This window comes from Sphingomonas sp. H160509 (assembly GCF_024124765.2).
Taxonomy (GTDB): Bacteria; Pseudomonadota; Alphaproteobacteria; order Sphingomonadales; family Sphingomonadaceae; genus Sphingomonas.
Map to the genome: position 1 here is coordinate 3084410 of NZ_JAMXSR020000002.1, position 26304 is coordinate 3110713.

Here is a 26304-nt window from a genome sequence, read left to right on the forward strand (position 1 = left end):
CCTGCAATGACGGGGAAACGCGTCGACCGGCGCTGGTTGTCGGAGGCGGTGCGGCGGATCGAGGCGGACTACAACCGGTCCGCCGACACGCATCTGATCCGGGTGAATCTGCCGCGCTATCCCGGCATCGTGCTGTACCTGAAGGACGAGAGTTCGCACCCGACCGGCAGCCTCAAGCACCGGCTCGCGCGGTCGCTGTTCCTGTACGCGCTGTGCAACGAATGGATCGGGCCCGAGACGACGGTGATCGAATCCTCGTCGGGATCGACCGCGGTGTCGGAGGCGTATTTCGCCAGGATGCTGGGGCTGCGCTTCATCGCGGTGGTGCCCGCGACCACCGCCAAGCCCAAGCTCGACGCCATCCGCTTCCACGGCGGCGAGATCCACATGGTCGACGATCCGCGCACCGTCTACGCGGTCTCGCACCGCTTGGCGGCGGAAACCGGCGGGCACTATCTCGACCAGTTCACCTACGCCGAGCGCGCGACCGACTGGCGCGGCAACAACAACATCGCCGAAAGCATATTCGCGCAGATGGCCGAGGAGGAGCATCCGTGCCCGTCCTGGATCGTCTGCGGCGCGGGGACCGGCGGCACGTCGGCGACGATCGGGCGCTTCATCCGCTATTGCCGGCACGACACGAAACTGTGCGTCGCGGACCCGGTGCATTCGGTCTTCCACCGGCATTTCGAGGACCGCTCGGTGGTCGCGTTGCCCGAGGGGGTGCGCGTCGCGGATCGAGGGGATCGGGCGGCCGCGCGTCGAGCCGAGCTTCGTGCCGAGCGTGATCGACCGGATGATCGCGGTCGAGGACGCCGACAGCATCGGTGCGATGCGCGCGCTGTCCGACCGGCTCGGCCGGCGCGTCGGCGGCTCGACCGGGACCAACCTGTGGGCCTGCGCGCAGATCGTCGAGGAGATGGCGGCGGCGGGCGAGACGGGGAGCATCGTCACGCTGTTGTGCGATGGCGGCGACCGCTATGGCTGTACCTATTACGACGATTCATGGCTCGACGATCGCGGGGTCGCATGGACCGATCCCGCGGCGCGGATGACGCAATTTCTGGGCTGAGTAACCGATGACCACATGGCAGTTCTGGATCGACCGCGGCGGCACGTTCACCGACGTCGTCGCGCGGCAACCGGACGGGCGGATCGTCACCGCCAAGCTGCTGTCGGAAGATCCCGAGCGCTATGATGATGCCGCGGTCGAGGCGATCCGGCGGCTGACCGAGGGGGCGGATGTGTCGCTCGAACTGCGGATCGGGACGACGGTCGCGACCAACGCGCTGCTCGAACGCAAGGGCGAGCCGACGTGTCTCGCGATCACCCGCGGGTTCGGCGATGCGCTGCTGATCGGCCACCAGGAACGGTCCGACATTTTTGCGCGCGACGTGAACCGTCCGCCGCCCTTGTTCGCGCATGTCGTTGAGATCGACGAGCGGGTCGGGGCGGACGGCGATGTGCTCCGTCCGCTCGACGGCGACGCCGCGCGCGCGGGCTTGCAGGCGGCGTTCGAGAGCGGCCTGCGCGCGGTCGCGATCGTCCTCATGCACGGCTATCGCTTCACCGCGCACGAGGAGGCGCTGGCGGCAATCGCAGCCGAGATCGGCTTCACCCAAATCTCGGTCAGCCACCGCGTCGCGCCGCTCATAAAGCTGATCGGGCGCGGCGATACGACCGTCGTCGATGCGTATCTGTCGCCGGTCGTCGATCGCTATGTCGCGGGCCTGAGCGACGCGCTGGGGCAGGGCGCGTTGTTCATGCAGTCGTCGGGCGGGCTGGTCGACGGCGCAGGCTTTCGCGGCAAGGACGCGATCCTGTCGGGGCCGGCGGGCGGCATCGTCGGCATGGCCGCGACCGCGCGCGAGGCCGGGTTCGAACAGATCATCGGCTTCGACATGGGCGGCACCTCGACCGATGTCTCGCACTACGCCGGCACGTACGAGCGCGACACCGAGACGCTGATCGCCGGCGCCCGCATCCGCGCGCCGATGCTGCGGATCCATACCGTCGCGGCAGGCGGCGGCTCGATCTGCCGGTTCGACGGCGAGCGACTGATCGTCGGCCCCGAGAGCGCAGGCGCGGTGCCGGGGCCTGCGTGCTACCGCCGCGGTGGGCCGCTGACCGTGACAGACTGCAACGTGATGCTTGGCAAGGTTCGCCCCGAATTCTTCCCGGCGCTGTTCGGCGCGGCAGGCGACCAGCCGCTCGATGCCGAGGCGGTGACCGCCCGGTTCGCGGAGTTGCCGCTCGATCCGCAAGTTGCAGCGGAGGGGTTCGTCGCGGTCGCGGTGGCGAACATGGCGAATGCGATCCGGACGATCTCCGTCGCGCGCGGGCATGACGTGACGCGCTACACGCTGGCGTGCTTCGGCGGGGCCGGGGGGCAGCATGCGTGCCTCGTCGCCGATGCGCTGGCGATGGACCGGGTGATGATCCACCCGCTGGCCGGGGTGCTGTCGGCATACGGAATGGGGCTGGCCGACCGCCGGGTTCTTCGCGAGGCTACGTCGGGCGCGGCGTTCGCGAATTACGCTGAGATCGTCAAAGCGTTGGACGGGCTGGCGGAGGCCGCGCGCGACGCGCTGGTGGCGCAGGGCGTCACGGCGGACGACGTCCGGATCGAACGCCGCGTGCATTTGCGCCGAGGCCAGACCGACCACACCATCGAACTCGATCTCGCCGAACCGGCAGCGATGATCGCCGCGTTCGACGCCGCGCACATCGCCCAGTTCGGGTTCGGCAGCGAGGCGCCGCTGATCGCCGACCGGATCGTTGCCGAGGCGATCGCCGAGAGTCCGCCGACCGATGCCGCGCTTGTCTCGTTCCCCGAAGAGCCAGCGTCGCCGCTGTCCGTCGCCCCCGTCTACATGGCGGGCGCATGGCACGACACGCCGGTGCTGGCGCGCGAAGGCCTCCCCCGCCGGCCACGCCATCGACGGCCCCGCGCTGATCCTCGACAGCGTCTCGACCACCATTGTCGAGCCGGGTTGGCGCGCGCGCGTCGATCCGATCGGCAATCTGATCCTCGACCGTATCGCACCGCGCGTCGGCGCTAGCATCGGCACCGAATCCGATCCCGTCCGGCTGGCGATCTTCGCCGGTCTGTTCATGAGCATCGCCGAGGAAATGGGCGCCGCGCTTCAGCGCTCCGCCGCCTCGGTCAACATCCGCGAACGTCTCGACTTCAGCTGCGCGCTGTTCGACGCGCACGGCAACCTCGTCGCCAACGCCCCGCACATCCCCGTCCATCTGGGCTCGATGGGCGAGAGCATCCGCACGATCATCGACGCACGAAGCGGCGGCGCAGACGGCCGCGGTATCCGCCGCGGCGACGCCTACGCGCTCAACGCGCCGTATCGCGGCGGCACGCACCTCCCCGACATCACCGTCATCATGCCGGTGTTTGCCGATGACGGCGATGCGCCGGCATTCTTCGTAGCCGCCCGCGGGCATCACGCAGACGTCGGCGGTATCACGCCCGGATCAATGCCGCCCGAGAGCCGCTCCGTCGAGGAAGAGGGCGTTCTGCTCGACGACGTGCTGGTGGTCGACGAAGGTCGCTTCCTAGAAGCGGAATTGCGCGCGGTGTTCGCGTCCGGCCCCTATCCCGCACGCAACGTCGACCAGAATATCGCTGATCTCGCCGCACAGCTGGCAGCCTGCACACGCGGCGCGACTGGTCTCACGCGACTCGCGAACGAGTACGGCACGGACGTCGTCGCGGCCTACATGGAACACGTCCAGGCCAATGCCGACGCCGCCGTCCGCCGCCTGATCGCAACGCTCGACGACGGCGCGTTCGCGTACGAGATGGATGACGGCGCAGTCGTCCGCGTGGCCGTCCGCGTCGACCGCGAGGCCGCAACGATGGTTGTCGACTTCGCCGGCACCAGCGATCAGCGCCCGACCAACTTCAACGCCCCCGTCTCAATCGTCCGCGCGGCCGTGCTCTACGTCGTCCGCGCTCTGATCGACGAGGCGGTGCCGCTCAACGACGGCTGCCTGCGCGGCGTCACCATCCGCGTGCCCGAAGGCTCGATGCTCAACCCGCGCTATCCGGCTGCGGTCGTCGCCGGCAACGTCGAGACAAGCCAGGTCGTCACCGACGCGCTGTTCGGCGCGCTCGGCGCGATGGCGGCGAGCCAGGGGACGATGAACAACTTCACCTTCGGCAACGCCGTGCACCAATATTACGAGACGATCGCCGGCGGGGCAGGCGCGGGCCCCGGCTTCGATGGCGCATCGGTGATCCAGACGCACATGACGAACAGCCGGCTGACCGACCCCGAGATCTTCGAGACGCGCTTCCCCGTGTTGCTGGAGGAATTCTCAATCCGCCGCGGCTCGGGTGGGGCAGGCGCGCATAACGGCGGCGACGGGGCGACGCGGCGCGTGCGCTTCCTCAAGGACATGACCGCCTGCATCCTCGCCAACCGCCGCCGCATCCCGCCGTTTGGGATGGCCGGCGGTGACAGTGGCGGGCTCGGCTCGGCATCGGTCGAGCGCGCGGATGGCAGCGTCGAACATCTCGGCTCGACCGCCAAGGTCGACATGCACGCCGGCGACGTGTTCGTGATCGAGACGCCCGGCGGGGGTGGCTTCGGGCAGGCATGATCGCACACGTGCCGAGCGACCGCTGGTTGCGGTAACGCGACGAACGCGGCACACACGGCATTCGATCAGCCTGAAAGTGAAGACCATGACCGCATCCCGTTCCCGCGCCCTGTTCGTCCGATTGCTGGCGGGATCGGTGCTGGCGATCGCAGCGCCCGCCGTGGCGCAGACGACCAACAACGCACCCGGTGCGGCGGCGGCGCGGACCGAGGCTCCCAAGGCGCGGCCATGGATGAACACTGCGCTGGGCGCCGATGCGCGCGTCGATTTGCTCCTCAAGGAGATGACGCTCGACGAGAAGCTGCAGCTCACCTTTGGTTACTTTGCGACCAATGCAGACTGGCTCAAGACGCCGGTCAAGAACTGGGTCTATCCGAAGAACGGGCTGGCCGCGTCCGCCGGGATCGTGCCCGGCATCCCGCGGCTCGGCATCCCCAGCCAGTGGCAGACCGATGCTGGCGTCGGTGTCGCCAGCCAGCGCGGGCCGACGCCGCGTCTGCGCACCTCGCTGCCCTCCGGGATCGCGACCGCGTCGACCTGGAACCCCGAACTGGCGCAGGCCGGTGGCGCGATGATCGGCAACGAGGCGTTCCTGTCGGGCTTCAACGTGCAGCTCGCGGGCGGGATGAACCTGACGCGCGAGCCGCGCAACGGCCGCAATTTCGAATATGGCGGTGAGGATCCGTTGCTGGCGGGCGTCATCACTGGCCACGAGATCAAGGGGATCCAGTCGCAGCACGTCGTATCGACGATGAAGCATTACGCCTTCAACGGCCAGGAGACGAACCGGAACAACATCGATCACAAGATCGGTGAACAGGCGGCACGCCAGTCCGACCTGCTCGCGTTCGAGATCGCCAACGAGGTCGGCCAGCCCGGCTCGGTGATGTGCTCGTACAACCGCGTGAACGGCCATTATGCGTGCGAGAACGACTGGCTGCTCAACACGGTGCTGAAGCGCGATTGGGGCTTCAAGGGCTATGTCATGTCCGACTGGGGCGCGACGCATTCGACCAGTGAGGCGGCCAATGCCGGGCTCGACCAGCAATCGGGCTGGGCGTTCGATCGCTCGGCCTATTTTGCGGATGCGCTGCGCGAGGCGGTCAACAACGGTCATGTGACCGAGGCGCGCGCGACCGACATGGCGCGGCGCGTGCTGTGGGGGATGTTTTCCGTAGGAGCGTTCGACAAGGTCGTGGCGGGCGATCGCGCGACGACGATCGATTACGCCGGGCATGCCGCGGTAACCCGCGCGGATGCGGAGGAGGGCATCGTCCTGCTCAAGAACACCGCGGGGCTGTTGCCGATCGCCAAGACCGCCAAGTCGATCCTGCTGATCGGCGCGCATGCCGATGTCGGCGTGTTGTCGGGTGGCGGTTCGAGCCAAGTCTATTCGCACAATGCCCCGGCCAACGGCCTGATCGTGGCGGACGAATTCCCGAGCGGCTTTCCCGGCCCCAAGACGTATCACGCGTCGTCGCCGATGAAGGCCTTGCAGGCGCGGAGCGGCGCGACCGTGACGTATCTCGACGGCAAGGACGTCAAGGCGGCTGCCGCGGCGGCGCGGAAAGCGGACGTCGTCGTCGTGTTCGGCGAGCAGTGGACCGGCGAGTCGTTCGACGTGCCCGACCTGAACCTGCCGGCTGGCCAGAACGCGCTGATCGACGCGGTGGCGGGGGGCGAACAAAAAAGACGGTGGTGGTGCTCGAAACCGGCGGGCCGGTGGTGATGCCGTGGCTCGGTAAGGTCGGGGCGGTGCTGGAGGCGTGGTATCCGGGCACGGCTGGCGGCGAGGCGATCGCGCGCGTGCTGACCGGCGAGGTCAACCCGTCGGGGCATCTGCCCGCGACCTTCCCGGCGTCGCTCGCGCAGATCCCGCGCCCGAAGCTCGAGGGTGACCCGAAGCTCGACCGCGATTCGCATCCGATGGGCAATTACGACATCGAGGGCGCTGCGGTCGGTTATAAGTGGTTCGACAAGACCGGCGCCAAGCCGCTGTTCCCATTCGGCTACGGGCTTTCCTATACAAATTTCGCGATGGGTGGTTTGACCGCCGCGCCGCAGGGCAAGGGGATCAAGGCCGGGTTCTCGGTGAAGAATATTGGTGCGGTGCAGGGCAAGGCGGTCGCGCAGGTCTATGTGTCGGGTGCGGGCTGGGAGGCGCCGAAGCGGCTGGGGGCTTTCCGCAAGGTCGATCTCGCGCCGGGTTCCGAGCAGGCCGTGTCGGTGACGATCGATCCGCGATTGCTGGCGACGTTCGATGTCGCGAGCGGTGGGTGGAAGATCGCTGGCGGCGACTACAAGGTAATGCTGGCGACGTCGGCGGCGGATGTCGTGCAGACGGTGACGGTGCGGGTTGCGGCGCAGACGCTGGATCGTGGGGGAAGTGAGGGCTCTCCCGTTCGTCCCGAGTAGGCGACGAGTAGCTTCGTAGGAGCGTATCGAGACGGCGTATCGAGGGACCGGTTGTCGCGCGGAACCTGTACCTCGATACGAGCCCCTCGATACGCCCAAGAGGGCTACTCGGTCTCTACTCGGTACGAACGGTGTGGGGCGGGGCGCATGACCCGACGCAGATCGGGTGAGGCGACGCTGCCGGAAAGCGGCATAGGGTGAAGGTCCGTCGCCAGGCGAAGACCCCCCTTACGTCGTACCGTATTCGTCGCCTCTCTCGTTGGGAGAGGGAAGGGTCGAAGCGATCCCGATCGATCCACCTGATCCTCCCCCGCCAGGGGGAGGTGGCTGGCGCTTGCCAGACGGAGGGGGAGGTGAGGAATCACCGGGGTTGCGTGTCCTCCCCCTCCGTCACCTTCGGCGCCACCTCCCCTTGCCGGGGAGGATAAGGGTGCTCGGTTATCCCCTCGCCTTCATCGCCGCGATCCGCTCATCGACGCGGCGTTCCAGGATCGTGAGCGGCATCGCGCCTTCCTTCAGGATGTCGTGGAACTGCTTCAGGTCGAACTTGTCGCCCAGCGCCGCCTTCGCCTTCACTCGTGCGCGCGTCCATGCCATGTGGCCGACCTTGTAGCTGCATGCCTGCCCGGCCTGCGTGCAGTAGCGTTCCACCTCGCGCTGCGTGCGCGGCCGGGCGAAGCCGGTCGTCGCGACCATGTAGTCGGTCGCCTTCTCGCGGCTCCAGCGCTTCGCATGGATGCCGGTATCGACCACCAGTCGCGTCGCGCGGAACAGGAACGACTGGAGATACCCGGCGCGTTCCAGCGGCGACGCATACGCACCGAGTTCATCGGCGAGCTGCTCCGCGTACAGCGCCCAGCCTTCCGAATAGGCCGAGAAGAAGCCGATCTTCCGCAGCGTCGGGATGTCCTTCGATTCCTGCGCGAGGCTGATCTGCAGGTGATGCCCCGGCACGCCCTCGTGATAGGTGAGCGACGGCAGCGTGTATTTCGGCCAGTCGCCGACGTCCTTCAGATTGACGAAGTAGATCGCCGGGCGGCTGCCATCGAGCGAGGCGCGGTTGTAATAGCCGTTCGACGCGCCGTCCTGAATCTCGACCGGGACCGCACGAATCTCGAGCGGCTGCGTCGGCACTTCGGAGAAGGCCTGGGGCAGCTTGGCGTACATCGCCTTGATGCCGTCGTTCAGGCCGGCGATCAGCTCGGTGCGGCCCTCCGCGGTGTTCGCGTAGAGTTGGTCCGGCGTCACGTTCAGCTTCGCCAAGCGCTCGCCTACCGTGCCGGTAGTGAACCCTTGCGACTTCAGGATCGTGTCGAGCTGCGCGGTGATCTCGGCGACCTGCGCCAGGCCGATGCGGTGGACCTCGTCCGGGCTCATCGTCGTGGTCGTCGCTTGGTTCAGCGCCATCGCGTAGATCGCGTCGCCATTGGGCACGCGCCAGATTCCGTCACCGGGCTTCGTGGTCGGTTTCAGCCGCTCGATCAGCGCGATCTGGCGGTCGAGCGCGGGATAGACCTTCGCGTCGACGATCTTCGCGGCGCGTGCCTGCCAGTCGCCGGTCAGGCCCTTCGCTGTCGCGCGCTTCACCAGCGACTGGACTATGCTCGACGTGGCGGCAGGCTGGCTGCGCAGTTTTCGCATCTGGCCGAGCGTCAAGTCGAGCGACCAGCTGGGTGCGAGCAGCCCGCGTGCCGCCTCCGCTTGCTGCATCGCGCTTTCCTGGTCGAGCACCGTGCCGAACTGGTCGAGCCGCGACAGATACGCCTCGGCATCCGGGGTGGCGTTGATCGTGTGCGCGGTGTTGAGGAAGTCGGGCACCTGGAAATAGGCGCCGCCCTGCTGGAAGATCCGATAGGGGCGGATCGGGCTGTCCATGCCGAATTTCTCGGGTGCGGCGATCTGCGTGGCGAGCGAGTAGCGGACGACTTCGAGGTTGAGCTTGGCGGCGGGTGACAGGCCCGCGCCGTCGTAGCGAGCGAGACTGGCGAGCGCGGCCTTGGTCTCGGCGACGTCGCGCGCGCGCTTGTCGGGTGTGCGTGGCGACAATTGCCCCTTCAGCGATGCTAGCGGCCCCTTGTCGAGACCGAGCGACGTCGCGAGTTCGGGCGACCGCGCGACGCTCGCCTGGAAGATGCGCTCGAAATCGGCGTTGAGCGCGGTGTCGCCGCTCGACTGCGCGAAGGCCGACGACGGCAGCAGCGTTGTGGCGAGCGCGGCAACGCCGCCCGATGCGAGGAACTGGCGACGATCCATGACGAATTCTCCCGTGAACTTTGGCGCATCTAAACCGATCTCGGTCCGGATCGCCAGCGCTTCGGAAACTGGAATTTCGACGCGTCTGCGGCCGGATCCGGCGCGAAACATGCGCATATGGCAAAACCGCGGGAAACTGCCGGAACAAGCGGGGATATCGTCGGTTTGACCCGAGAGCCCGGCGGTGTCCTTACCCCCCGAAGGATGCCGTCGGGTGTATGCGTAGGTGAGGTAGACGTGCGAGACGAGACATCCAGGCGTGAAGCCGGCAGGCGTGAAGCCGGCGCACGATTGCACGATGTCGGCGAAAGATTGCGCTCGTCGTGGCAGACTCCCACGGACACGATGATCACCGAGGACATCCCGACGCTGCTCACGCGCCTGTCGCAGGTGCCGAAGACCCGCAGGAAACCGTAGTTCGATCGGCCCGGCGCACGGCCGGACCGATCCTGTATCCTGACCTCAGCTGGTCGGCGCGGCGTTCTTTGCAGCGTTTTTCATCGCCTCGATGAGCTTCTTCACTTCCTGGCTGCGGCCGCGTGGCATGATCAGTACGTCGTTGCCGCTCGCGACCACGATCAGGTCCTCGACGCCGACCAGCGAGACGCGGACGCCGTCGCTGCGGACGAAGCAATTCTTCGTGTCGATCGCGAGCACGGCGCCGTCACCGTGGCTGCGGTGCGCGTTGCCGTCGCCGTCCGTGTCGCTGATCGCGTGGAGCGCGTCCCAGCTGCCCACGTCGTTCCAGCCCATCGCGACCGGCACAACCGCGACCCGGTCGGCCTTTTCCATCACCGCGTAATCGATCGAATCGTCGGGCGAGGCGGCGAACGCGGTCGAGTCGGGATAGATCCGCGAGCCCTGGGTACGTGCCTTGTCCATCGCCTCCTGCGTGGCGGTGAGGATGCCCGGATCGAACTGTGCGAGCGCCTCGAGATAGGCGTCGGCGAGGAACAGGAAAATCCCGCCGTTCCAGGCGTGATCGCCGCTGGCTAGCATCGACTGAGCCTTGTCGAGCGGGGGCTTCTCGACGAACCGCGCGACGCGGTTGACGCCGGGCTGAAGCTCGTCGCCGATCTGGATCCAGCCATAGCCGGTTTCCGGGCGCGTCGGGTGCGATGCCGAACGTGACGAGCCACCCTTGCGTGACGAGCGGCATCGCCGCCTCGATCGCTGCGTGGAAGGCCGCGACATCGCCGATGACGTGATCCGACGGCATCACCAGCAGCGCGTCGCCGCCGCCACCGGCGGCAATCGCGGCGAGCGCGATGGCGGGGGGCGGTGTTGCGACCGATCGGCTCCAGGATCAGCGCCTGCGGAGTCGCGCCTGCCTCGGCAAGCTGCTGCTCGACGAGGTCCGCGTGACGCGCATTGGCGACAACGATCGGCGCGGCGAAGCGTTCGCCGAACGCGCGGCCCGCGGTCAGCTGCAGCATCGTCTCGTCCGCGGTCAGCGCCAGCATCTGCTTGGGCATTTCGGGGCGCGACATCGGCCAGAGGCGCGTGCCCGAACCGCCTGAAAGAATAACGGGAACGATCTTACGTGCGGTCATGAAGCCTCCTGCTGGCGCCGAGCTATAACGTGGCAATTTCGCGCGCCAATCGCCGAATGATCGGATTGGCATGCAGTCTTCAGGCTTTTTTGGTGTTTTACTGCGAAACGTGGCGTTCAGGTGTCGGAAGCGTTTACACTGGTGCGTCGGGATAGCGGACGATGATACGGCTCTTCAAGCATTACGTACCTTATGCGGTCCTCCTGCTCGGCCTTGTCGATGCGGTGTTGCTGATCGCGTCGGCGGAGATCGGCTGGATCCTCCGCGCGCATCAGATCGGCATGGAGGTCGGCCCGATCCATACCCGGATCGCGCAGTTGCTGACGTTCGCGCTCGCATTGCAGGTCTCGCTGGTCGCGGTCGGGGCGTATGGCGTCGCGTCGTTCCTGTCGCTGCGTTTTGCCGCCGCGCGGCTGGCGGTGGCGCTCTCGCTGGGCGTGATGTTCCTGTCGCTGATCTTCTTCCTCGTCCCCCGCTCGCGCTGTGGCGATCGAACCTGCTCTACTCGACCGTGATTGCGACCGTCCTGCTCGTCACGGTCCGTGCGGTGCTCGGCAAGACGCTCGGGGGCGAGACGTTCAAGCGGCGGATCGTCGTGCTCGGCGCCGGCACCCGCGCGGCGCGGATCGAGACGCTGGCCGCACAACCCGGCGTCAACTTCGTCGTCGCGGGCTTCGTCCTGATGGGCGAGGCGGACCCGGTCGTCCAAGGCGCGATGCCGCGCGCCGATATCCCCAATCTCGCCGCGCATATCGTCGACCAGAATGCGAGCGAGGTCGTGCTGGCGCTCGACGAACGCCGCAACGCCCTGCCGATGAAGGATCTGCTCCGCGTCCGCACCACCGGCGTGCAGGTCAGCGAAATATCGAGCTTCCTCGAACGCGAGACGGGGCGCATCGACCTGAAGAGCGTCAACCCGTCCTGGCTGATCTTCTCCGACGGGTTCGCCTCCAGCCGGATGCTGTCGAGCGTGTTCAAGCGCGCGTTCGACATCGTCGCCAGCGGACTGCTGCTGGTCGTCACGCTGCCGATCATCCTGCTCACCGCGATCGCGATCAAACTCGAGTCGAAGGGGCCGGCGTTCTATCGCCAGCGTCGCGTCGGGCTCTACAACGAGGGTTTCGACATCCTCAAGCTGCGGTCGATGCGGCAGGACGCCGAGGTCGCGGGCAAGGCGGTCTGGGCAGCGGAGGACGATCCGCGGATCACCCGGATCGGTCGCTTCATCCGGAAGGTGCGGATCGACGAACTGCCGCAGACCTGGACCGTGCTGAAGGGCGAGATGAGCTTCGTCGGTCCGCGCCCCGAACGCCCGCAGTTCGTCCAGCAGCTCGAGGAGCAGCTGCCGTTCTACGCCGAGCGGCATATGGTGAAGCCTGGGATCACCGGCTGGGCGCAGATCAACTATCCGTATGGCGCGTCGATCGAGGATGCGAGGCACAAGCTCGAATACGACCTGTATTACGCGAAGAATTATTCGCCGTTCCTTGACATGCTGATCCTGTTGCAGACGCTCCGCGTGGTGTTGTGGCCGGCAGGCGCGCGGTGATTTTCGTAGCTGACCGCGCGTGATCGCGACCCTGGTCCTGTGGGGCCATGCGCTTGCCGCGTTGCTGTTTGGCGCGGTGGCGCTTGGGCAGATGCGGCGGCCAAGTGGGCATTGGCCGCATCGGGCATTGCTGGTGGCGCTGGTCGCGACCAGCCTGTGGGCGCTCGCGGTCGCGGGGATCGGCGCGCAGGACATCGCGACTCGCGTCGCGGCGAGCGGTCGCGATGTCGCCTGGCTCGGGTTCATGCTGGCAATGGTGCGGCGCGATCGCACCGGCAACCGGGCGCTGGACGCGGTGTATCTGGTGGTGATGACGCTCGCCGGTGCCGCGGCGCTGCTCGCGTTCGTGGAAATGGCCGTGGTGCATGACGAGGCGTTCGCCGCGGTCGCGTCCGCCCGCGCGATGCTCGGCATGATGGAGGCGGTGAGCGCGCTGGTCCTCACGCATCATCTGTATCAGGCCGCGCCCGCATCGCGAGGCGGCGTCCGGCTGGTGATGCTGGCGCTTGCCGCGATGTGGGGCGTCGACCTGTTGGTGGCGGCGTTGGCCTATGCCTCGACGGTGGCGGCGCCAATCGCGTTCGTCGCGCGGGGTGTCGTGATGATCGGCGTCGCGGCGCTGCTCGTCGTTGGCGTGCATCGCAGCGGCGAGTGGACGCTCGCCTTGTCGCGACCGATCGCGGTGCGAGCCTTGTCGGCGATCGCGCTGGTCCTCTACGCGGGCATCACCGCGCTTGCGACCGCCATCGTCGCCGGCCTTGCCGGGCCCTATGCGCGGGTGGCGCAGACGGCGATCGTGTTCGGCGCGACGGCGATCGTGGTGGCGCTGCTTTCGACGCCTTGGCTGCGGGCATGGGCCAAAGTGAAGGTGGCCAAGCACCTGTTTCGCCACCGTTATGACTACCGTGCCGAGTGGCAGCGCTTCACCGATACGCTGGGTCGACCCGATTCTGGCGCGGAGTCGCTCGATTGTCGCGTGGTGAAGTCGATCGCCGACCTGACCGACTCGCCCGGGGGGCTGTTGCTGGTGCCCGATGGAGCGTCGCTTGGGCCGGGCGCGACGTGGAACTGGGCGGGAGTCGCCGATGGTCCACGCGATGAGACGTTGGCGCGGTATCTCGCGCAGGACGCGCGGATCGTCGAACTGGACCGCGTCCGCGCCGGTACCGCGCCAAGCGACGATTTGGCGAGCGTTCCCGACTGGCTCCGCGACTGTCCCGAGGCGTGGGCGATCGTGCCGCTGGTGCACGGCGGCGCGCTGGTTGGCGCGATCGTGCTGGCGCGCCCACCGGTCGACCGGGCGCTCGACTGGGAGGATTTTGACTTGCTCCGAGTCGCGGGTCGGCAGGCGGCGAGTTACCTTGCCGAGGATCGCGCGCATGCGGCGCTGGCGGATGCGGCTCGGTTCGACGAGTTCAATCGCCGGTTCGCGTTCATTCTCCACGATATCAAGAATCTTGTAAGCCAATTGACCTTGGTTGCGCGCAACGCCGAGCGGCACGCGGACAATCCCGATTTTCGTGTCGACATGGTCGCTACTCTCAAGGACTCGTCCGATCGCATGAACGCGCTGCTTGCCCGCCTTTCGCAGCATGGGCCCGTCCGCGGCGAACCGCTCCAGCCGATCGACGTCGCCACTATCGTCGAGCGAGTCGCGGCCGATCGCAAGGCGCAGCACCCGATTGTCGCGCAGGGCGGTCCGGTTTGGACGCTCGGGCACGCGGCGCGCCTCGAACAGGTGCTGGGGCAGCTGGTCCAGAATGCGGTCGAGGCGAGCGCTGCGGATGCGCCTGTTTTACTGGTCGTCGAGACGATCGGCGAACAGGTCGCGATCGACGTGATCGACCATGGCTGCGGCATGACGCCGGGCTTCGTCCGCGACCAGCTGTTCAAGCCGTTCGTGTCGTCCAAGCCTGCCGGCTTCGGGATCGGCGCGTTCGAGGCGCGGCAACTGGTGCATGCGATGGGTGGCGCGCTCGACGTCGCCAGCCGCGAGGGGGAGGGTACGCGCTTCCGCATTCTGCTGCCCGCGGTCGCGGCGCTGGAGGTGGCGGCGTGAGCGGCAACGAACGTCCCGTCCTGCTGATCGTCGAGGATGACCTCGGGCTGCAGCGGCAATTGCGCTGGGCGTATGAGGGGGTATGAGATCGTCGTGGCGAGCGATCGTGCGCAGGCGCTCGATGCGGTGCGCGCGCATGAGCCCGCGGTCGTCACGCTGGACCTGGGCCTGCCGCCCGATCCGGACGGAGTCACCGAGGGGTTTGCGACTCTGCGCGATATTTTAGCGATGAAGCCGGATACCAAGGTGATCGTTGCCTCCGGGCACGGCGCGCGCGACAGTGCGTTGCAGGCGATCGCGGATGGCGCCTGGGACTTCTATGCCAAGCCGATCGACATCGACGCGCTCGGCATGATCGTCAGCCGTGCGTTTCACGTCCATGCCCTGGAGGCCGAAAATCGCCGGCTTGCCGCGCGGATCGACGCCGGCGGGTTCGGCGGGTTGATCAGCGCTTCGCCCGAGATGGCGGTGGTCACGCGCACCCTGGAGCGAGTTGCGCCCGCCAATGTCTCGGTGATGCTGCTCGGCGCGAGCGGTACGGGCAAGGAACTGCTCGCGCGCGGACTGCACGACGCGTCGCCACGGTCGCGGGGGAATTTCGTCGCGATCAACTGCGCGGCGATCCCCGAGACGTTGCTCGAGAGCGAACTGTTTGGTCACGAAAAGGGTGCGTTCACCGGCGCGGTGAAGACCACCGAGGGCAAGATCGAGCAGGCTGCGGGCGGGACGCTGTTCCTCGACGAGATCGGCGACGTGCCGCTCGCGCTCCAGGTGAAGCTGTTGCGCTTCCTCCAGGAGCGCGTGATCGAACGCGTTGGTGGGCGCAAGGCGATCCCGGTCGATACGCGCATCGTCTGCGCGACCCACCAGAACGTCGACGCGATGGTCGCGGACGGGCGGTTCCGCGAAGACCTGTATTATCGGCTCGCGGAGATCGTCGTGCGGATACCGGCATTGGCCGCGCGGACCGGCGATGCGGTGCTGCTCGCGCGGCACTTCGTCACGCGCTATGCTCGGACGATGAACCCCGTTGTCACCGGCCTCGCCCCTGATGCGCGCGCCGCGATCGACGGCTGGGGCTGGCCGGGCAACGTCCGCGAGTTGGAGAACCGGATCAAGCGCGCGGTCATCATGGCCGACGGCAAGCTCGTCACGGCGACCGATCTCGACCTCGACGGAAAGAGCGAGGAGGCCGCCGCGCTCAACCTGCGCGCGGCTCGCGAACTCGCCGACCGGAAAGCGATCCGCCAGGCGCTGGCGCGCGCCGACGGCAATATCTCGGGCGCATCGCGGTTGCTCGGGATCAGCCGTCCAACCTTGTACGACCTCCTGAAAAGCTATGATCTCCATGCCTGAGACCGGATCCGCGGCGACGCACACGCATCGCTATCCGTTGCTGAGCCGGGGCCGGCGTCGGCGCCTGAAAATGCGCGGCGTCGTTACCGCGAGATATACACGCTTGGTTGCGATCGGCGTCCTCTGCCTGCTGATCGTCGGTATCGCGATCGCCCTCGCGACCCGTCCGCCACGGCCAGATGCGCGCCGGTCGCTTATCGACAGCCTGACGACGCTGGCAGCAGGGAACTACAGTGCCGCGCGGACCAACGCGCAGGCCGCGATCAAAGCTGCCCCGACGTTGGGGATCGCGCATGCGGTGCTGGCGCGCGCGTATCTCGAACTGGGCGACGGGCTTGCGGCAGAGGCGGAACTGGCGCGGGCGACCGACGCGGGGTTGCCCGCGGATCGCCTGCATCAGCTTCAGGCACATGCGCGATTGCTACAGGACGACACCGATGGCGCGATCAACGAGGCTGCGCAGGCGCAACCGCGGTATGCCGGGTACGCTGCGCGAATCCAGGCACGGGCGCTGGCGTCGCAAGGCAAGCCGGTGGAGGCGCAGGCGGTGCTTCGCGCCCTGCTCGATCAGATGCCGAACGATGGCGCGGCGTGGACGGATCTCGGCCGCGTCCGGTTGACGGCTGGCGATGTCGGTGGTGCGTCCGTTGCCGCGGGCGCGCGCGGTGACGCTGGCGCGGGGCGAACCGGCGGCACTGACGTTGCAGGGGGAGGTCGTTCGCAGCCGCTACGGGCTCGTTGCCGCGCTGCCGTGGTTCGAGGCGGCGTTGCAGCGCGACGCCTATTATCACCCCGCGCTGATCGAATATGCGGCGACGCTGGGTGAGGCGGGTCGGAATGCCGACATGCTGGCGGCGACGCGTCGCGCGCTGCTGGCGCGGCCGGGCAGCCCGCAGGCGTTGTACCTCCAGGCGGTATTGGCAGCGCGCGCAGGACGCATCGATCTGGCGCGCGGACTGCTGCAGCGAACCGGCGGCGCGGTTGCCGGCTTGCCGGGCGCGATGCTGCTGTCGGGCAGTCTCTACTATGCGCGGGGCAAATTCGAACAGGCGGCGGTGACGTGGCGACAGCTGGTCGCGATCCAGCCGCTCAACGTGACCGCGCGCCGACTGCTGGGCGCGGCGCTGCTTCGGTCTGGGGATGCGCAGGCGGCGTTGGGCGTGCTGCGCCCGATCGGGCTGCGCGCCGATGCGGACAGTTACGCGCTGACGACGATCGCGCGGGCGTTCGACGCGACCGGGGATACCTCGACCGCGGCGCAATTCCTCGATCGTGCAGCGGGGGGCGGACGGCGCCTTCTGCGATCTTCGGTACGGACGATTCGGTCGGTGCGTTGTTGGCCGTTGCCGATGCTGCGTCGAACGACCCAACCTATGTGCTGGGCGTGATCCGCGGCCAGATCGCGCGTGGGGATACTGCCGGCGCAATTGCTCGGGCGCGGGCGCTCGTCGCGGCGGGTCCTGGCGCGCCCGCCGCGCAACTGGCGCTTGGGGACGCACTGGCTTTTGCCGGGCGCTATCCCGAGGCGGCCGGGGTCTATGCGCGGGCGGCGGATCTGTCGTTCGACGAACCGACGATGTTGCGTCTGGTCGATGCGCTCGGCCGGGCGGGGCGCGCGCAGGACGCAGCGGCCTCGTTGGCGCTGTATCTGTCGCAGAACCCGCAAAGCCTGACCGGGCTCCGTCTCCTGGGCCACTGGCAGGTCGCGTCCGGGGATTGGGACAAGGCTATCGAGACGCTGGAGGGCGTGCGGCGAAGGGTCGGCAACCGGGATGGTGGCGTATTAAGCGACCTTGCGCTCGCCTATGCGGGTAGCGACGACGGCGCCATTGCGGTTCGCTACGGTAACGCTGCGTATAGTCTCGCGCCGATGAGTGCGGCTGCGGCGGATGCTTATGGTGTCGCCTTGGCGGCGAGCGGGAACGTCGGTGGCGCGCGCCAGTTGCTAGACAAAGCGGTGCGACTCGCGCCGGGCGATGCGGTGATCGGGGGCCACCGCCGCCAGCTTGGCTGAACGCTGCCGGTCCTGCCTTCGGAACCCTTGCCTCTGGGAAGGCGTATCGTCAGAAGCCGCGCATGACCGATCCGCTGGACCGCATCGCCGCCGCACTCGAGCGACTGTCGCCACCGCCACCACCGGCCGCCGATCCGCGGGCGCACCCTGCCTATGCGTGGCGTGGCGGGGTACTCCATCCAGCGCGTGGGTTTGCGCCGTTGCCGTTGGATATGCTTATCGGTGTTGATCGCCAGAAGGCATCGCTGCTGGCCAATCTGCGCCATCTCGCGGCGGGTCATGCCGCGCAGGACGTCCTGCTGTGGGGTGCACGGGGAACCGGCAAGTCGGCGCTCGTCAAAAGCGCGGTGGCAGACGTGCAGGGTTCGGGCGGCGACATTGCGCTGGTCGAGGTCACCGAGCTTGCCGGACTGCCGACGCTGTTTGCGGCCTTGGGCCAGGTGGAACGCGCGTTCGTGGTGTTCGTCGACGATCTCGGGTTCGACGTTCCGGCGGAGGCGCGTGCGCTTCGGTCGATGCTGGAGGGTGGGGCGGAACCCCGGCCTGCCAATGTGCGATTGCTGGTGACCGCCAATCGACGGCATCTGGCGCCGCGGGACATCGCCGAACAGGAAAGTGCGATCAATCCGCGCGACTCGGCGGACGATCATCTGGCGCTGTCTGATCGCTTTGGCCTCAGCCTGGGCTTCCACGCGCTTGATCAGGAAGGATATCTGGCGATCGTTGCGGCCTATGCGGCGACACATGATCTGGAGTTCGAACCGGGCGAGGCCATCGGTTGGGCTACACGTCGGGGCAGCCGCTCGGGCCGCGTCGCGTGGCAATATATCGTCGATCTAGCCGGTCGCGCTGGCAAGGCGTTGTAATCTCAAAACGGTGGGCCGGTGCCGAAGCACCGGCCCGGCAACATCAGTTGCTGTCCGAATCGTCGTTGTTGTCGTTGACGATGGCGATAACGCCGATCGCTGCAACGCCAGCTACGATCAGGAGGGCGAAGATGCCGCCGCCGCCTGCGAGCTCGTTCTTGCCGGACGTTGCCGAGCCAACACGTGCGTTCGCAACCGACAGGCTGGCAGGAGCAGCCGACGCTGCAACCGAGGTGGTCATCATTGCAACGGCAAGTGCGCCGCCAGTAAGGGCCTTGAGCTTCATATACATCTCCGCATTAAACAAACAGAACTGCCGCAACGCAGCAATCGCACCGTGGTTCCCGTATTGACCGAAGAGGGAAACGTCCAGCTAAATTTAGTTCAAGAAGTTCCCTCAACCATTTCTGCAAGCTCGAGCCAACGCAGCTCGGCGGCCTCCTTTTCGGCGCGGGCAGCATCCATCGCCTTGGTCAGCTTCGCGAACGTCGCATTGTCGCGCATGTAGAGGTCGGGCTTCGCCAGCTTGACCGCATCGGCTGCCATCTGCGCGTCGAGTTCCTCGATTCGCTTCGGCAGCATTTCATAGTCGCGCTGGTCCTTGTAGGTCAGCTTCGCGCGGGGGGGCAGCGACGGCGGGAGCCGTCGCCGAGACCTTCTTCGACGCACGTTTGCCGGTGGTCGTCGAGACTCGACGCTTTTCCCAGTCTTCGTAGCCGCCTGCGACGACATCCACGGTGCCTGAGCCATCGAGGCCGAGCGTGATCGTCACGGTCCGGTCGAGGAAGTCGCGGTCGTGGCTGACGATCAGCACGGTGCCGTCGTAATCGCCGATCACCTCCTGCAACAGGTCGAGCGTCTCGAGATCGAGATCGTTGGTCGGCTCGTCGAGCACCAGCAGGTTGGACGGCTTGGCGAACTCGCGCGCCAACAGGAGTCGCGAGCGTTCGCCACCCGACAGCGAGCCGATCTTCGCGTCGACCATGTTGGGGTCGAACAGGAAGTCCTTCAGGTAGCCGTGGATGTGCTTGCGCACGCCGAGCACATCGATCCATTCGCCGCCGTCGACGACGACTTCGCGGACCGTCTTCTCGGGTGCCATCAGGCTGCGCTGCTGGTCGATCACCACCGCATCCAGCGTCTGCGCCAGCTTGATCGAGCCGCTGTCGGGCTGGATCTCGCCGGTCAGCAGCTTGAGCAGGGTCGACTTGCCCGCGCCGTTGCGGCCGACGATTCCTATGCGGTCTCCTCTGGTCACACGTAGCGTCAGGTCGCCGATGATCGTGCGGTCGCCGTACACCTTGGTGACGTTCTTGGCGTCGATCACGACCTTCGACTTCGTGTCGTCGCTGGCGGTCGTCAGGTTGGCCGAGCCCTGCGGCCCAATCATGGAGGCGCGTTCGGCGCGCATCTCGTGCAGCTTGGTCAGACGGCCCTGGTTGCGCTTGCGCCGCCCGGTGACGCCGCGCAGCAGCCAATGCTCCTCGAGCTTGAGCCGCGCATCGAGCTTCTCGGCCTGGCGCTGTTCCTCGGCATAGACCTGCTCGGTCCACGCCTCGAACCCGCCAAAGCCGATCTCCGCACGCCGGATCGCACCACGATCGAGCCACAGCGTCTGCTTGGTGAGCCGCGTCAGGAAGGTACGGTCATGGCTGATCACGACGAACGCGCCGCGGAAACGCTTGAGCCAGTCCTCGATCCATTCGATCGCGCCGATGTCGAGATGGTTGGTCGGCTCGTCGAGCAGCAGCACGTCGGGGTCCTGCGACAGCGCGCGGACGATCGCCGCGCGACGTCGCTCGCCACCCGACGCAGATGCCGCCTCGCGCGACAGGTCGATGCCGAGCTGGTCGGCGATCGAATCCGCCTCGTAGTTCACCGGCGCATCGTCGCCCGCCATCACGTAATCGCGCAGTGTTGCGAAGCCGCGCAGATCGGGCTCCTGCTCGAGAATGACGACGCGGGTGCCGGGGACGATCGTCCTGCGTCCCTCGTCCGCCTGGACGCTGCCGCCGAGCAGCTTGAGCAAGGTCGTTTTGCCGGCGCCGTTGCGGCCGATCAGCGCGAGCCGGTCGCGCGGTCCGATATGGATGTCGAGATTGCGAAAGAGCCATCCCGAGCCCTGGACGAGTCCGAGGCCTTCGAATGCTAAGATTGGTGCTGCCATGTTCGCGCCACGTAGGGGTGCGAAGTGATGCAGGCAAGTTACACCGCGCCGGCTTCGTGCTGTCGGCGGCCTGTCGCGATCATTCACAGGCTGTTCAATGCGGAAGGCCTATGCCACCGCCATGAAGATGCTGCTTTTCCTTGCAACCCTGGCCGCTGCGCCGTTCCTGGTGGGTGCCGCCCCCATGCTGGCGGGCGAGCCCCCGCAGCGCCGCAGCGATCAGATGTCGGCGTTGCAGGCGCGCAAGACCGGAGCGCCGTCTTTGCGCGAGATCGAGTCCCGTGTGATCCCGACCATGCGGGGTGCGCAGTATCTCGGCTCCGACTATGATTCGGGCAGCGCCATTTACACGCTGAAATTCCTGCGCGATGGAACCGTCATCTGGGTCGACGTCGATGGCCGTAACGGCCAGATCGTCGGCCGCACGGGTCGCTGAACACTGTAATCGAGAGGATTGTCATGCGCGTTCTGATCGTCGAGGACGAGCCGAATCTCGGCCAGCAATTGAAGAATACCCTTGAGGGGGCCGGCTATGCGATCGATCTCGCGGTCGATGGCGAGGAGGGGCATTTCCTCGGCTCGACCGAGAATTACGACGCGGTCGTGCTCGACCTCGGCCTGCCCGAGATCGACGGGCTGACGGTGCTCGATCGCTGGCGCAAGGAGGGCAAGACGATGCCCGTGCTGGTGCTGACCGCGCGTGACAGCTGGTCGGACAAGGTCGCCGGCCTCGATGCGGGCGCGGACGATTACGTCGCCAAGCCGTTCCAGAGCGAGGAGCTGATCGCGCGTCTGCGTGCGTTGATCCGGCGTGCGTCGGGCAATGCCTCGTCCGAGCTTACCGCGGGCGATATCCGCCTCGACACGCGCAGCGGCAAGGTGACGCGCGCCGGTGAGCCGGTGAAGCTGACCGCGCAGGAATACAAGCTGCTGAGCTATCTGCTGCACCACAAGGGCAAGGTCGTCAGCCGCACCGAACTGATCGAGCATATCTACGACCAGGATTTCGATCGCGATTCGAACACGATCGAGGTGTTCGTGACGCGCATCCGCAAGAAGCTTGGCCAGGACGTGATCACGACGATCCGCGGGCTTGGCTACAGCCTCGAAGATCCGGACGCCTGATCGGCTGACGATGGACAGCGCGCCGGTCACAGACACGCCGATAGCGGACGGGCCGATCCGCGTGCCCGCCGCGGTCAAGGGATCGCTGTCGCGGCGGATGATCCTGATTGCGGCGGTGTGGATCGGCGTGCTGCTCAGCGGCGGCGGGTTCGCGCTCGACCGGGTGCTGTCGGCGGCGGTGACGCGTAATTTCGACGACCAGCTGGAATATGTGCTGCGGTCGCTGCTCAATTCGTCCGAGATCGGCCCTGACGGCGAAGTGATCTTCTCGCGCGAGGCTGCGGCCGACCAGCGGTTCGTCGAGCCGTATTCGGGGCTGTACTGGCAGGTGTCGGGCAAGGGGCGCGAGGATTTCCCGTCGCGTTCGCTCTGGGATCGCAGGCTCGCGTTCGGCGGGACGCATGACGACCGTAACGCGCATTTCTATGACAGCACGCAATTTCCGGACGAGAAGCTGCGCGTGGTCGAGCGGGACGCGGTGATCCCCGGGTCGAAGGTGCATTGGCGGTTCCAGGTGGCGCAGAGCCGCGACGGGCTCGATGCGCAGATCACGACGTTGCGGCGGACGCTGGTGCGGAGCTTCGCGCTGCTTGCGCTCGGGCTGATTGTGATGGCCGCACTACAGACGTTCTATGGGCTGTGGCCGCTGCGGCGGGTGCGCGAGGAGATCGCGCGGATGCGCGCGGGGCAGTCGAACCGCGTGTCGAGCGCGATGCCGGTCGAGGTCGCGCCGATGGTCGAGGAATTGAACGCGCTGATCGAGCATAACGAGCGGCAGGCGGAGGAGGCGCGGCGGCATGCCGGCAACCTCGCGCACGCGCTGAAGACGCCGCTGACGGTGATCATGAACGCGGCGACGGCGCAGTCGGACGATCTCGCCGACACGGTCATCCGGGAGGCGCGGACGATGCGGCGGCAGGTCGACCATCACCTCGCGCGGGCGCGGGCGGTCGGGCGGCGTGGGTCTGCGCATAGTCGTGCGGATGTGGCCGAGCCTGGAGTCGGTGGAGCGTGCGGTCGGCCGGCTGTACCGGCATGTGCGCATCGACGTGACCGGGCCTCGCGGGTTGCAGGTGCATGTCGAGCGGCAGGATCTCGACGAGATGCTCGGCAACCTGATCGAGAACGCCGCGAAATATGGTGGTGGCAGCGTGTTCGTGACGGTCGGTGCGCAGTCAGGGTTCGTCGAGTTCCTCGTGGAGGACGACGGGGTTGGCATTCCGGAAGAGGAGCGGGTGCGTATCTTCGATCGGGGTGTGCGGCTGGATACGGGCAAGCCGGGGACGGGGCTCGGGCTGGCGATCGTGCGGGACGTGGCGGAGATCTACGAGGGGGACGGTTGCGCTCGAGGAGAGCGAGGACCTTGGTGGGTTGCTGGTCCGGTTGCGGTTGCCCGCGGCTAACTGACGCCGTTTCGATCCTCCCCCGCAAGGGGGAGGTGGCGCGAAGCGACGGAGGGGGAGGACACGGAACACACCTTGTCCTCTGCCTCCCCCTCCGTCTGGCAAGGGCCAGCCACCTCCCCCTAGCGGGGGGAGGATCAGTGTCACATCACCCCCGCGAGCGCGCTTGCCGATACGTCCCCAGCACGCGCAGCCATTTCGAATGGAACCCCAGTTCCTCCAGCGCGTGGTCGAGGTTCGCGTCGCCCGGCTTCCCCACGACGTCCGCGTAGAATTCCGTCGCGGAGAAGCTGCCGTTGCGCTGGTAGCTTTCGAGCTTGGTGATGTTCACGCCGTTGGTCGCGAACCCGCCGACCGCCTTGTAGAGAGCGGCGGGGACGTTCCTGACCTCGAAGATCAGCGTCGTCATCCATTCGCCGCCGACCGGCTCCTGCGCCGCGGGCGGCTTGCCGCCGCGCGCGAGGACCACGAACCGCGTCGTGTTGTGGTCCGCATCGGCGATGTCGGTCGCGAGCAGATCGAGACCATATAGCGCGGCCGCGGCAGGCGGCGCGAGTGCGGCGATCGCCGGGTCGCCCAACTCCGCCACAACCGCGGCTGCACCGGCGGTGTCGGGATAGCTCACCGGCTCGATCCCGTGCGCCTTCAGCCAGTGCCGGCATTGCCCCAACGCCTGCGGATGGCTCATCGCCTTGCGGATGCCGTCGCGCGGGCCGCAGGCCATCAGCGCGTGGCGGATCGGCAGGAAATGCTCGCCGGTGATCACCAGTCCCGATTCGGGGAGCAGGAAGTGGATGTCCGCCACGCGGCCATGCAGTGAATTCTCGATCGGGATGATCGCGCAATCGGCGCGACCGTCCTTCACCGCGTCGATCGCGTCGGAGAAATCGAAACAGGGCAGGGGGCAGGCCGTCGGGGAACGCCTCGATCGCGGCGACATGGCTGTTCGCGCCCGGTGCACCCTGGAACGCGACGGCGCGCGCGGGCTCGGCGGCGGCGGCGTCGGTCATCCGCGCGACGATCGGGCGGGCGGGTGCGGCGAAGTTTTCCATGCGCCGAGCGCCTAAAGCGCGCTGCCTGCCTGTTCAAGCCGCGTAAAGCGCCGCCGTCCGCCATACACCCGCCCTTCAAGCGCGGCTTGCGGTGCGCGCCCGCGTTTTCTATGGCTGTCCCAAACAGAACAGGGCGGATGCACAAGATGGACAATCGGACCAATACGATCGCCGGCTGGGTGCTCGCAGGCTGTGGTGCGGCGCTCGGGTTGTCGATCGTCGGCGGGATGATGTTCCACGGCGAGCGCCCCGAGAAGATGGGCTATGCGATCGAGGGCGTCGTCGCCGAGGGCGGCGAGGGTGCCGCCGCCGAAGTGCCGATCGCCTCGTTGCTGCCGACCGCCGACGCCGCCAAGGGCGCCGAAGTGTTCAAGAAGTGCGCCGCCTGCCACACCATCAACCAGGGCGGCGCGAACGGTGTCGGCCCGAACCTGTACGGCACGGTCGGCGAGGAGATCGCCAAGGGCAAGGCCGGGTACGCCTTCTCGTCGGCGCTGGCCGGGATCGGCGGCAAGTGGGACTTCGACAAGCTGAACGCGTGGCTGACCTCGCCGCGCAAGTTCGCGCCGGGGACGAAGATGACGTTTGCGGGGCTCGGCAATGCGCAGGACCGGGCGAACGTGATCCTGTATCTGAACCAGCAGGGTTCGAACCTGCCGTTGCCGGCGGCGCCCGCGGCTGGCGCTGCGCCAGCGGCTAAGGATGCTGCGGCGAAGGATCAGCCGGCGACGGCGAATGCGGCGGAGGCTGCGGCTACCAAGGGCGCGCCGACTGCGGACATCGCGAATACCGGGACGCCCGCGTCGGGTGCGCCGTCGGTGGATCCGGAAGCGGCCCGCAAGGGCGCTCGCTCGGAGAAGTAGGGCGACCAACTCCCTCTCCCCTTAGGGGAGAGGGTCGGGGTGAGGGGCTGCCAAGCAGTGCAGCGCCCGGAACAGCCCCTCACCCCAGCCCTCTCCCCGGAAGGGGGAGAGGGAGCAGAAGGTTCAGCCTTCAGCCGCTTCCCTTCTCCGCCCGCTCACGATAGAACGACTGCACCGCGTCCCAGGCCTCGTCGGCGGTCTCGACGTAGCGGAAGATCCCGAGGTCCTTCTCGCTCACGACGCCTTCCTCGACCAGCGCGTCGAAGTTCACGACCCGCTCCCAGAATTGACGCCCGAACAACAACACGGGGATCGGCTGGATCTTGCCCGTCTGGATCAGCGTCAGCAGCTCGAACAGCTCGTCGAACGTCCCGAACCCACCCGGAAACGCCGCGAGCGCGCGGGCGTGCAGGAGGAAGTGCATTTTCCGCAGCGCGAAATAGTGGAACTGCACCGACAGCGACGGGGTGACGTACGGGTTCGGCGCCTGCTCGTGCGGCAGGACGATGTTAAGCCCGATCGACTCGGCGCCGACATCGTCAGCACCGCGATTGGCGGCTTCCATGATCGACGGACCGCCGCCCGAACACACCACGAACTGCCGCCAGCCACGCTCGTCGCGCGGCAGCACGCTGACCTTGGCCGCCAGCTCACGCGCGACGTCGTAATATTTCGACTTCTCGACCAGCCGCTCGGCGATCTTCTTCGACTTCTCGTCGGTGGCGAGCTTCAGCAACGCCTGCGCCTTCGACGGCTCGGGAATGCGCGCGGAGCCGTAGAATACGAAGGTCGAACCGATCTTCGCCTCGTCGAGGACGAGTTCGGTCTTCAGCAGTTCGAGCTGGAACCGCACCGGCCGCAGGTCTTCGCGCAACAGGAAGTCCATGTCCTGAAAGGCGAGTCGGTAATGCGGGTGCTGCGTCTGGGGTGTGGAAACGGAGTCGCGGGCGGACTCGGCATCCTGGCTGGCGTTCGGAAAAACGCGCGATGGTACTCGTGTATCGGTCAT

At 67.3% G+C, this 26304-nt stretch carries 14 protein-coding genes and 7 pseudogenes; 15 read left to right on the plus strand and 6 right to left on the minus strand.

Features of this window, described 5'->3' with window-relative positions:
• Positions 1-6 precede the first annotated feature (6 nt).
• The 4 genes and pseudogenes from NHF48_RS16995 (at position 7) to NHF48_RS17010 (ending at position 7035) form a co-directional block, all read left to right on the plus strand.
• Complete coding sequence (locus tag NHF48_RS16995; protein ID WP_274705169.1) at positions 7-1083, plus strand: PLP-dependent cysteine synthase family protein; 1077 nt, start codon at positions 7-9, stop codon at positions 1081-1083.
• A pseudogene (locus NHF48_RS17000) lies at positions 1080-4620 on the plus strand (hydantoinase B/oxoprolinase family protein). Before NHF48_RS16995 ends, NHF48_RS17000 begins: the two are co-directional and overlap by 4 nt.
• Positions 4621-4705: 85 nt before the next feature.
• Positions 4706-6349, plus strand: a complete 1644-nt coding sequence (locus tag NHF48_RS17005; RefSeq protein ID WP_253071774.1) for a glycoside hydrolase family 3 protein — start codon at positions 4706-4708, stop codon at positions 6347-6349.
• The gene (locus tag NHF48_RS17010; RefSeq protein ID WP_253071775.1) at positions 6322-7035 is read left to right on the plus strand and encodes a glycoside hydrolase family 3 C-terminal domain-containing protein; all 714 of its coding nucleotides are present in this window, start codon (positions 6322-6324) and stop codon (positions 7033-7035) included. Before NHF48_RS17005 ends, NHF48_RS17010 begins: the two co-directional genes overlap by 28 nt.
• A gap of 438 nt (positions 7036-7473) precedes the next feature.
• On the opposite strand, the gene NHF48_RS17015 is transcribed toward NHF48_RS17010, so the two are convergent.
• Together NHF48_RS17015 and NHF48_RS17020 are read right to left on the minus strand one after the other, a co-directional pair.
• Positions 7474-9288, minus strand: a complete 1815-nt coding sequence (locus NHF48_RS17015; RefSeq protein WP_253071776.1) for a DUF885 domain-containing protein — start codon at positions 9286-9288, stop codon at positions 7474-7476.
• A 462-nt stretch (positions 9289-9750) separates the two neighbouring features.
• A pseudogene (locus NHF48_RS17020) lies at positions 9751-10778 on the minus strand (mannose-1-phosphate guanylyltransferase).
• A 224-nt stretch (positions 10779-11002) separates the two neighbouring features.
• Between NHF48_RS17020 and NHF48_RS17025 the strand changes: the two are divergent.
• The 7 genes and pseudogenes from NHF48_RS17025 to NHF48_RS17055 all read left to right on the plus strand — a co-directional run bounded on the left by NHF48_RS17025 (position 11003) and on the right by NHF48_RS17055 (position 18685).
• Positions 11003-12390, plus strand: a pseudogene (locus NHF48_RS17025) (TIGR03013 family XrtA/PEP-CTERM system glycosyltransferase).
• Positions 12391-12409: 19 nt separating this feature from the next.
• Positions 12410-14449 (plus strand): XrtA/PEP-CTERM system histidine kinase PrsK, encoded by a 2040-nt coding sequence (prsK, locus tag NHF48_RS17030; protein WP_253071777.1) that lies wholly within the window; start codon positions 12410-12412, stop codon positions 14447-14449.
• Positions 14446-15805 (plus strand): annotated as a pseudogene (gene prsR / locus NHF48_RS17035) (PEP-CTERM-box response regulator transcription factor). Before prsK ends, prsR begins: the two are co-directional and overlap by 4 nt.
• A 103-nt stretch (positions 15806-15908) precedes the next feature.
• A complete protein-coding gene (locus NHF48_RS17040; RefSeq protein ID WP_253071778.1) occupies positions 15909-16631 on the plus strand; it encodes a tetratricopeptide repeat protein in 723 nt (240 codons plus the stop codon).
• A gap of 19 nt (positions 16632-16650) precedes the next feature.
• Complete coding sequence (locus NHF48_RS17045; protein ID WP_253072467.1) at positions 16651-17193, plus strand: tetratricopeptide repeat protein; 543 nt, start codon at positions 16651-16653, stop codon at positions 17191-17193.
• Complete coding sequence (locus tag NHF48_RS17050) at positions 17181-17819, plus strand: tetratricopeptide repeat protein (RefSeq protein ID WP_263816916.1); 639 nt, start codon at positions 17181-17183, stop codon at positions 17817-17819. The genes NHF48_RS17045 and NHF48_RS17050 overlap by 13 nt, the downstream gene beginning before the upstream one ends.
• Positions 17820-17881: 62 nt before the next feature.
• Positions 17882-18685: a DUF815 domain-containing protein gene (locus tag NHF48_RS17055; RefSeq protein ID WP_253071780.1), complete on the plus strand. Its 804-nt coding sequence runs from the start codon at positions 17882-17884 to the stop codon at positions 18683-18685.
• Positions 18686-18728: 43 nt separating this feature from the next.
• Here NHF48_RS17055 and NHF48_RS17060 read toward each other — a convergent pair whose 3' ends face one another.
• On the minus strand, positions 18729-18971 hold the full coding sequence (locus NHF48_RS17060) for a hypothetical protein (protein ID WP_082452997.1): 243 nt from the start codon (positions 18969-18971) through the stop codon (positions 18729-18731).
• A 98-nt stretch (positions 18972-19069) separates the two neighbouring features.
• Positions 19070-20852, minus strand: a pseudogene (locus tag NHF48_RS17065) (ABC-F family ATP-binding cassette domain-containing protein).
• A 121-nt stretch (positions 20853-20973) separates the two neighbouring features.
• On the opposite strand from NHF48_RS17065, the gene NHF48_RS17070 reads away from it, so the two are divergent.
• The 3 genes and pseudogenes from NHF48_RS17070 to NHF48_RS17080 all read left to right on the plus strand — a co-directional run bounded on the left by NHF48_RS17070 (position 20974) and on the right by NHF48_RS17080 (position 23384).
• A complete protein-coding gene (locus tag NHF48_RS17070; protein WP_263816917.1) occupies positions 20974-21288 on the plus strand; it encodes a hypothetical protein in 315 nt (104 codons plus the stop codon).
• A 23-nt stretch (positions 21289-21311) separates the two neighbouring features.
• Complete coding sequence (locus NHF48_RS17075) at positions 21312-21977, plus strand: response regulator transcription factor (RefSeq protein ID WP_056061146.1); 666 nt, start codon at positions 21312-21314, stop codon at positions 21975-21977.
• Between the two features lie 97 nt (positions 21978-22074).
• A pseudogene (locus NHF48_RS17080) lies at positions 22075-23384 on the plus strand (sensor histidine kinase).
• A 144-nt stretch (positions 23385-23528) separates the two neighbouring features.
• Here the strand turns inward: NHF48_RS17080 and NHF48_RS17085 are convergent.
• A pseudogene (locus NHF48_RS17085) lies at positions 23529-24432 on the minus strand (prephenate dehydratase).
• 146 nt (positions 24433-24578) lie between these two features.
• Between NHF48_RS17085 and NHF48_RS17090 the strand changes: the two are divergent.
• Positions 24579-25295: a c-type cytochrome gene (locus NHF48_RS17090; RefSeq protein ID WP_253071782.1), complete on the plus strand. Its 717-nt coding sequence runs from the start codon at positions 24579-24581 to the stop codon at positions 25293-25295.
• Positions 25296-25425: 130 nt separating this feature from the next.
• Here the strand turns inward: NHF48_RS17090 and NHF48_RS17095 are convergent, their stop codons facing one another.
• Positions 25426-26304, minus strand: coding sequence for an LOG family protein (locus NHF48_RS17095; protein WP_253071783.1), 879 nt, complete (start codon positions 26302-26304; stop codon positions 25426-25428).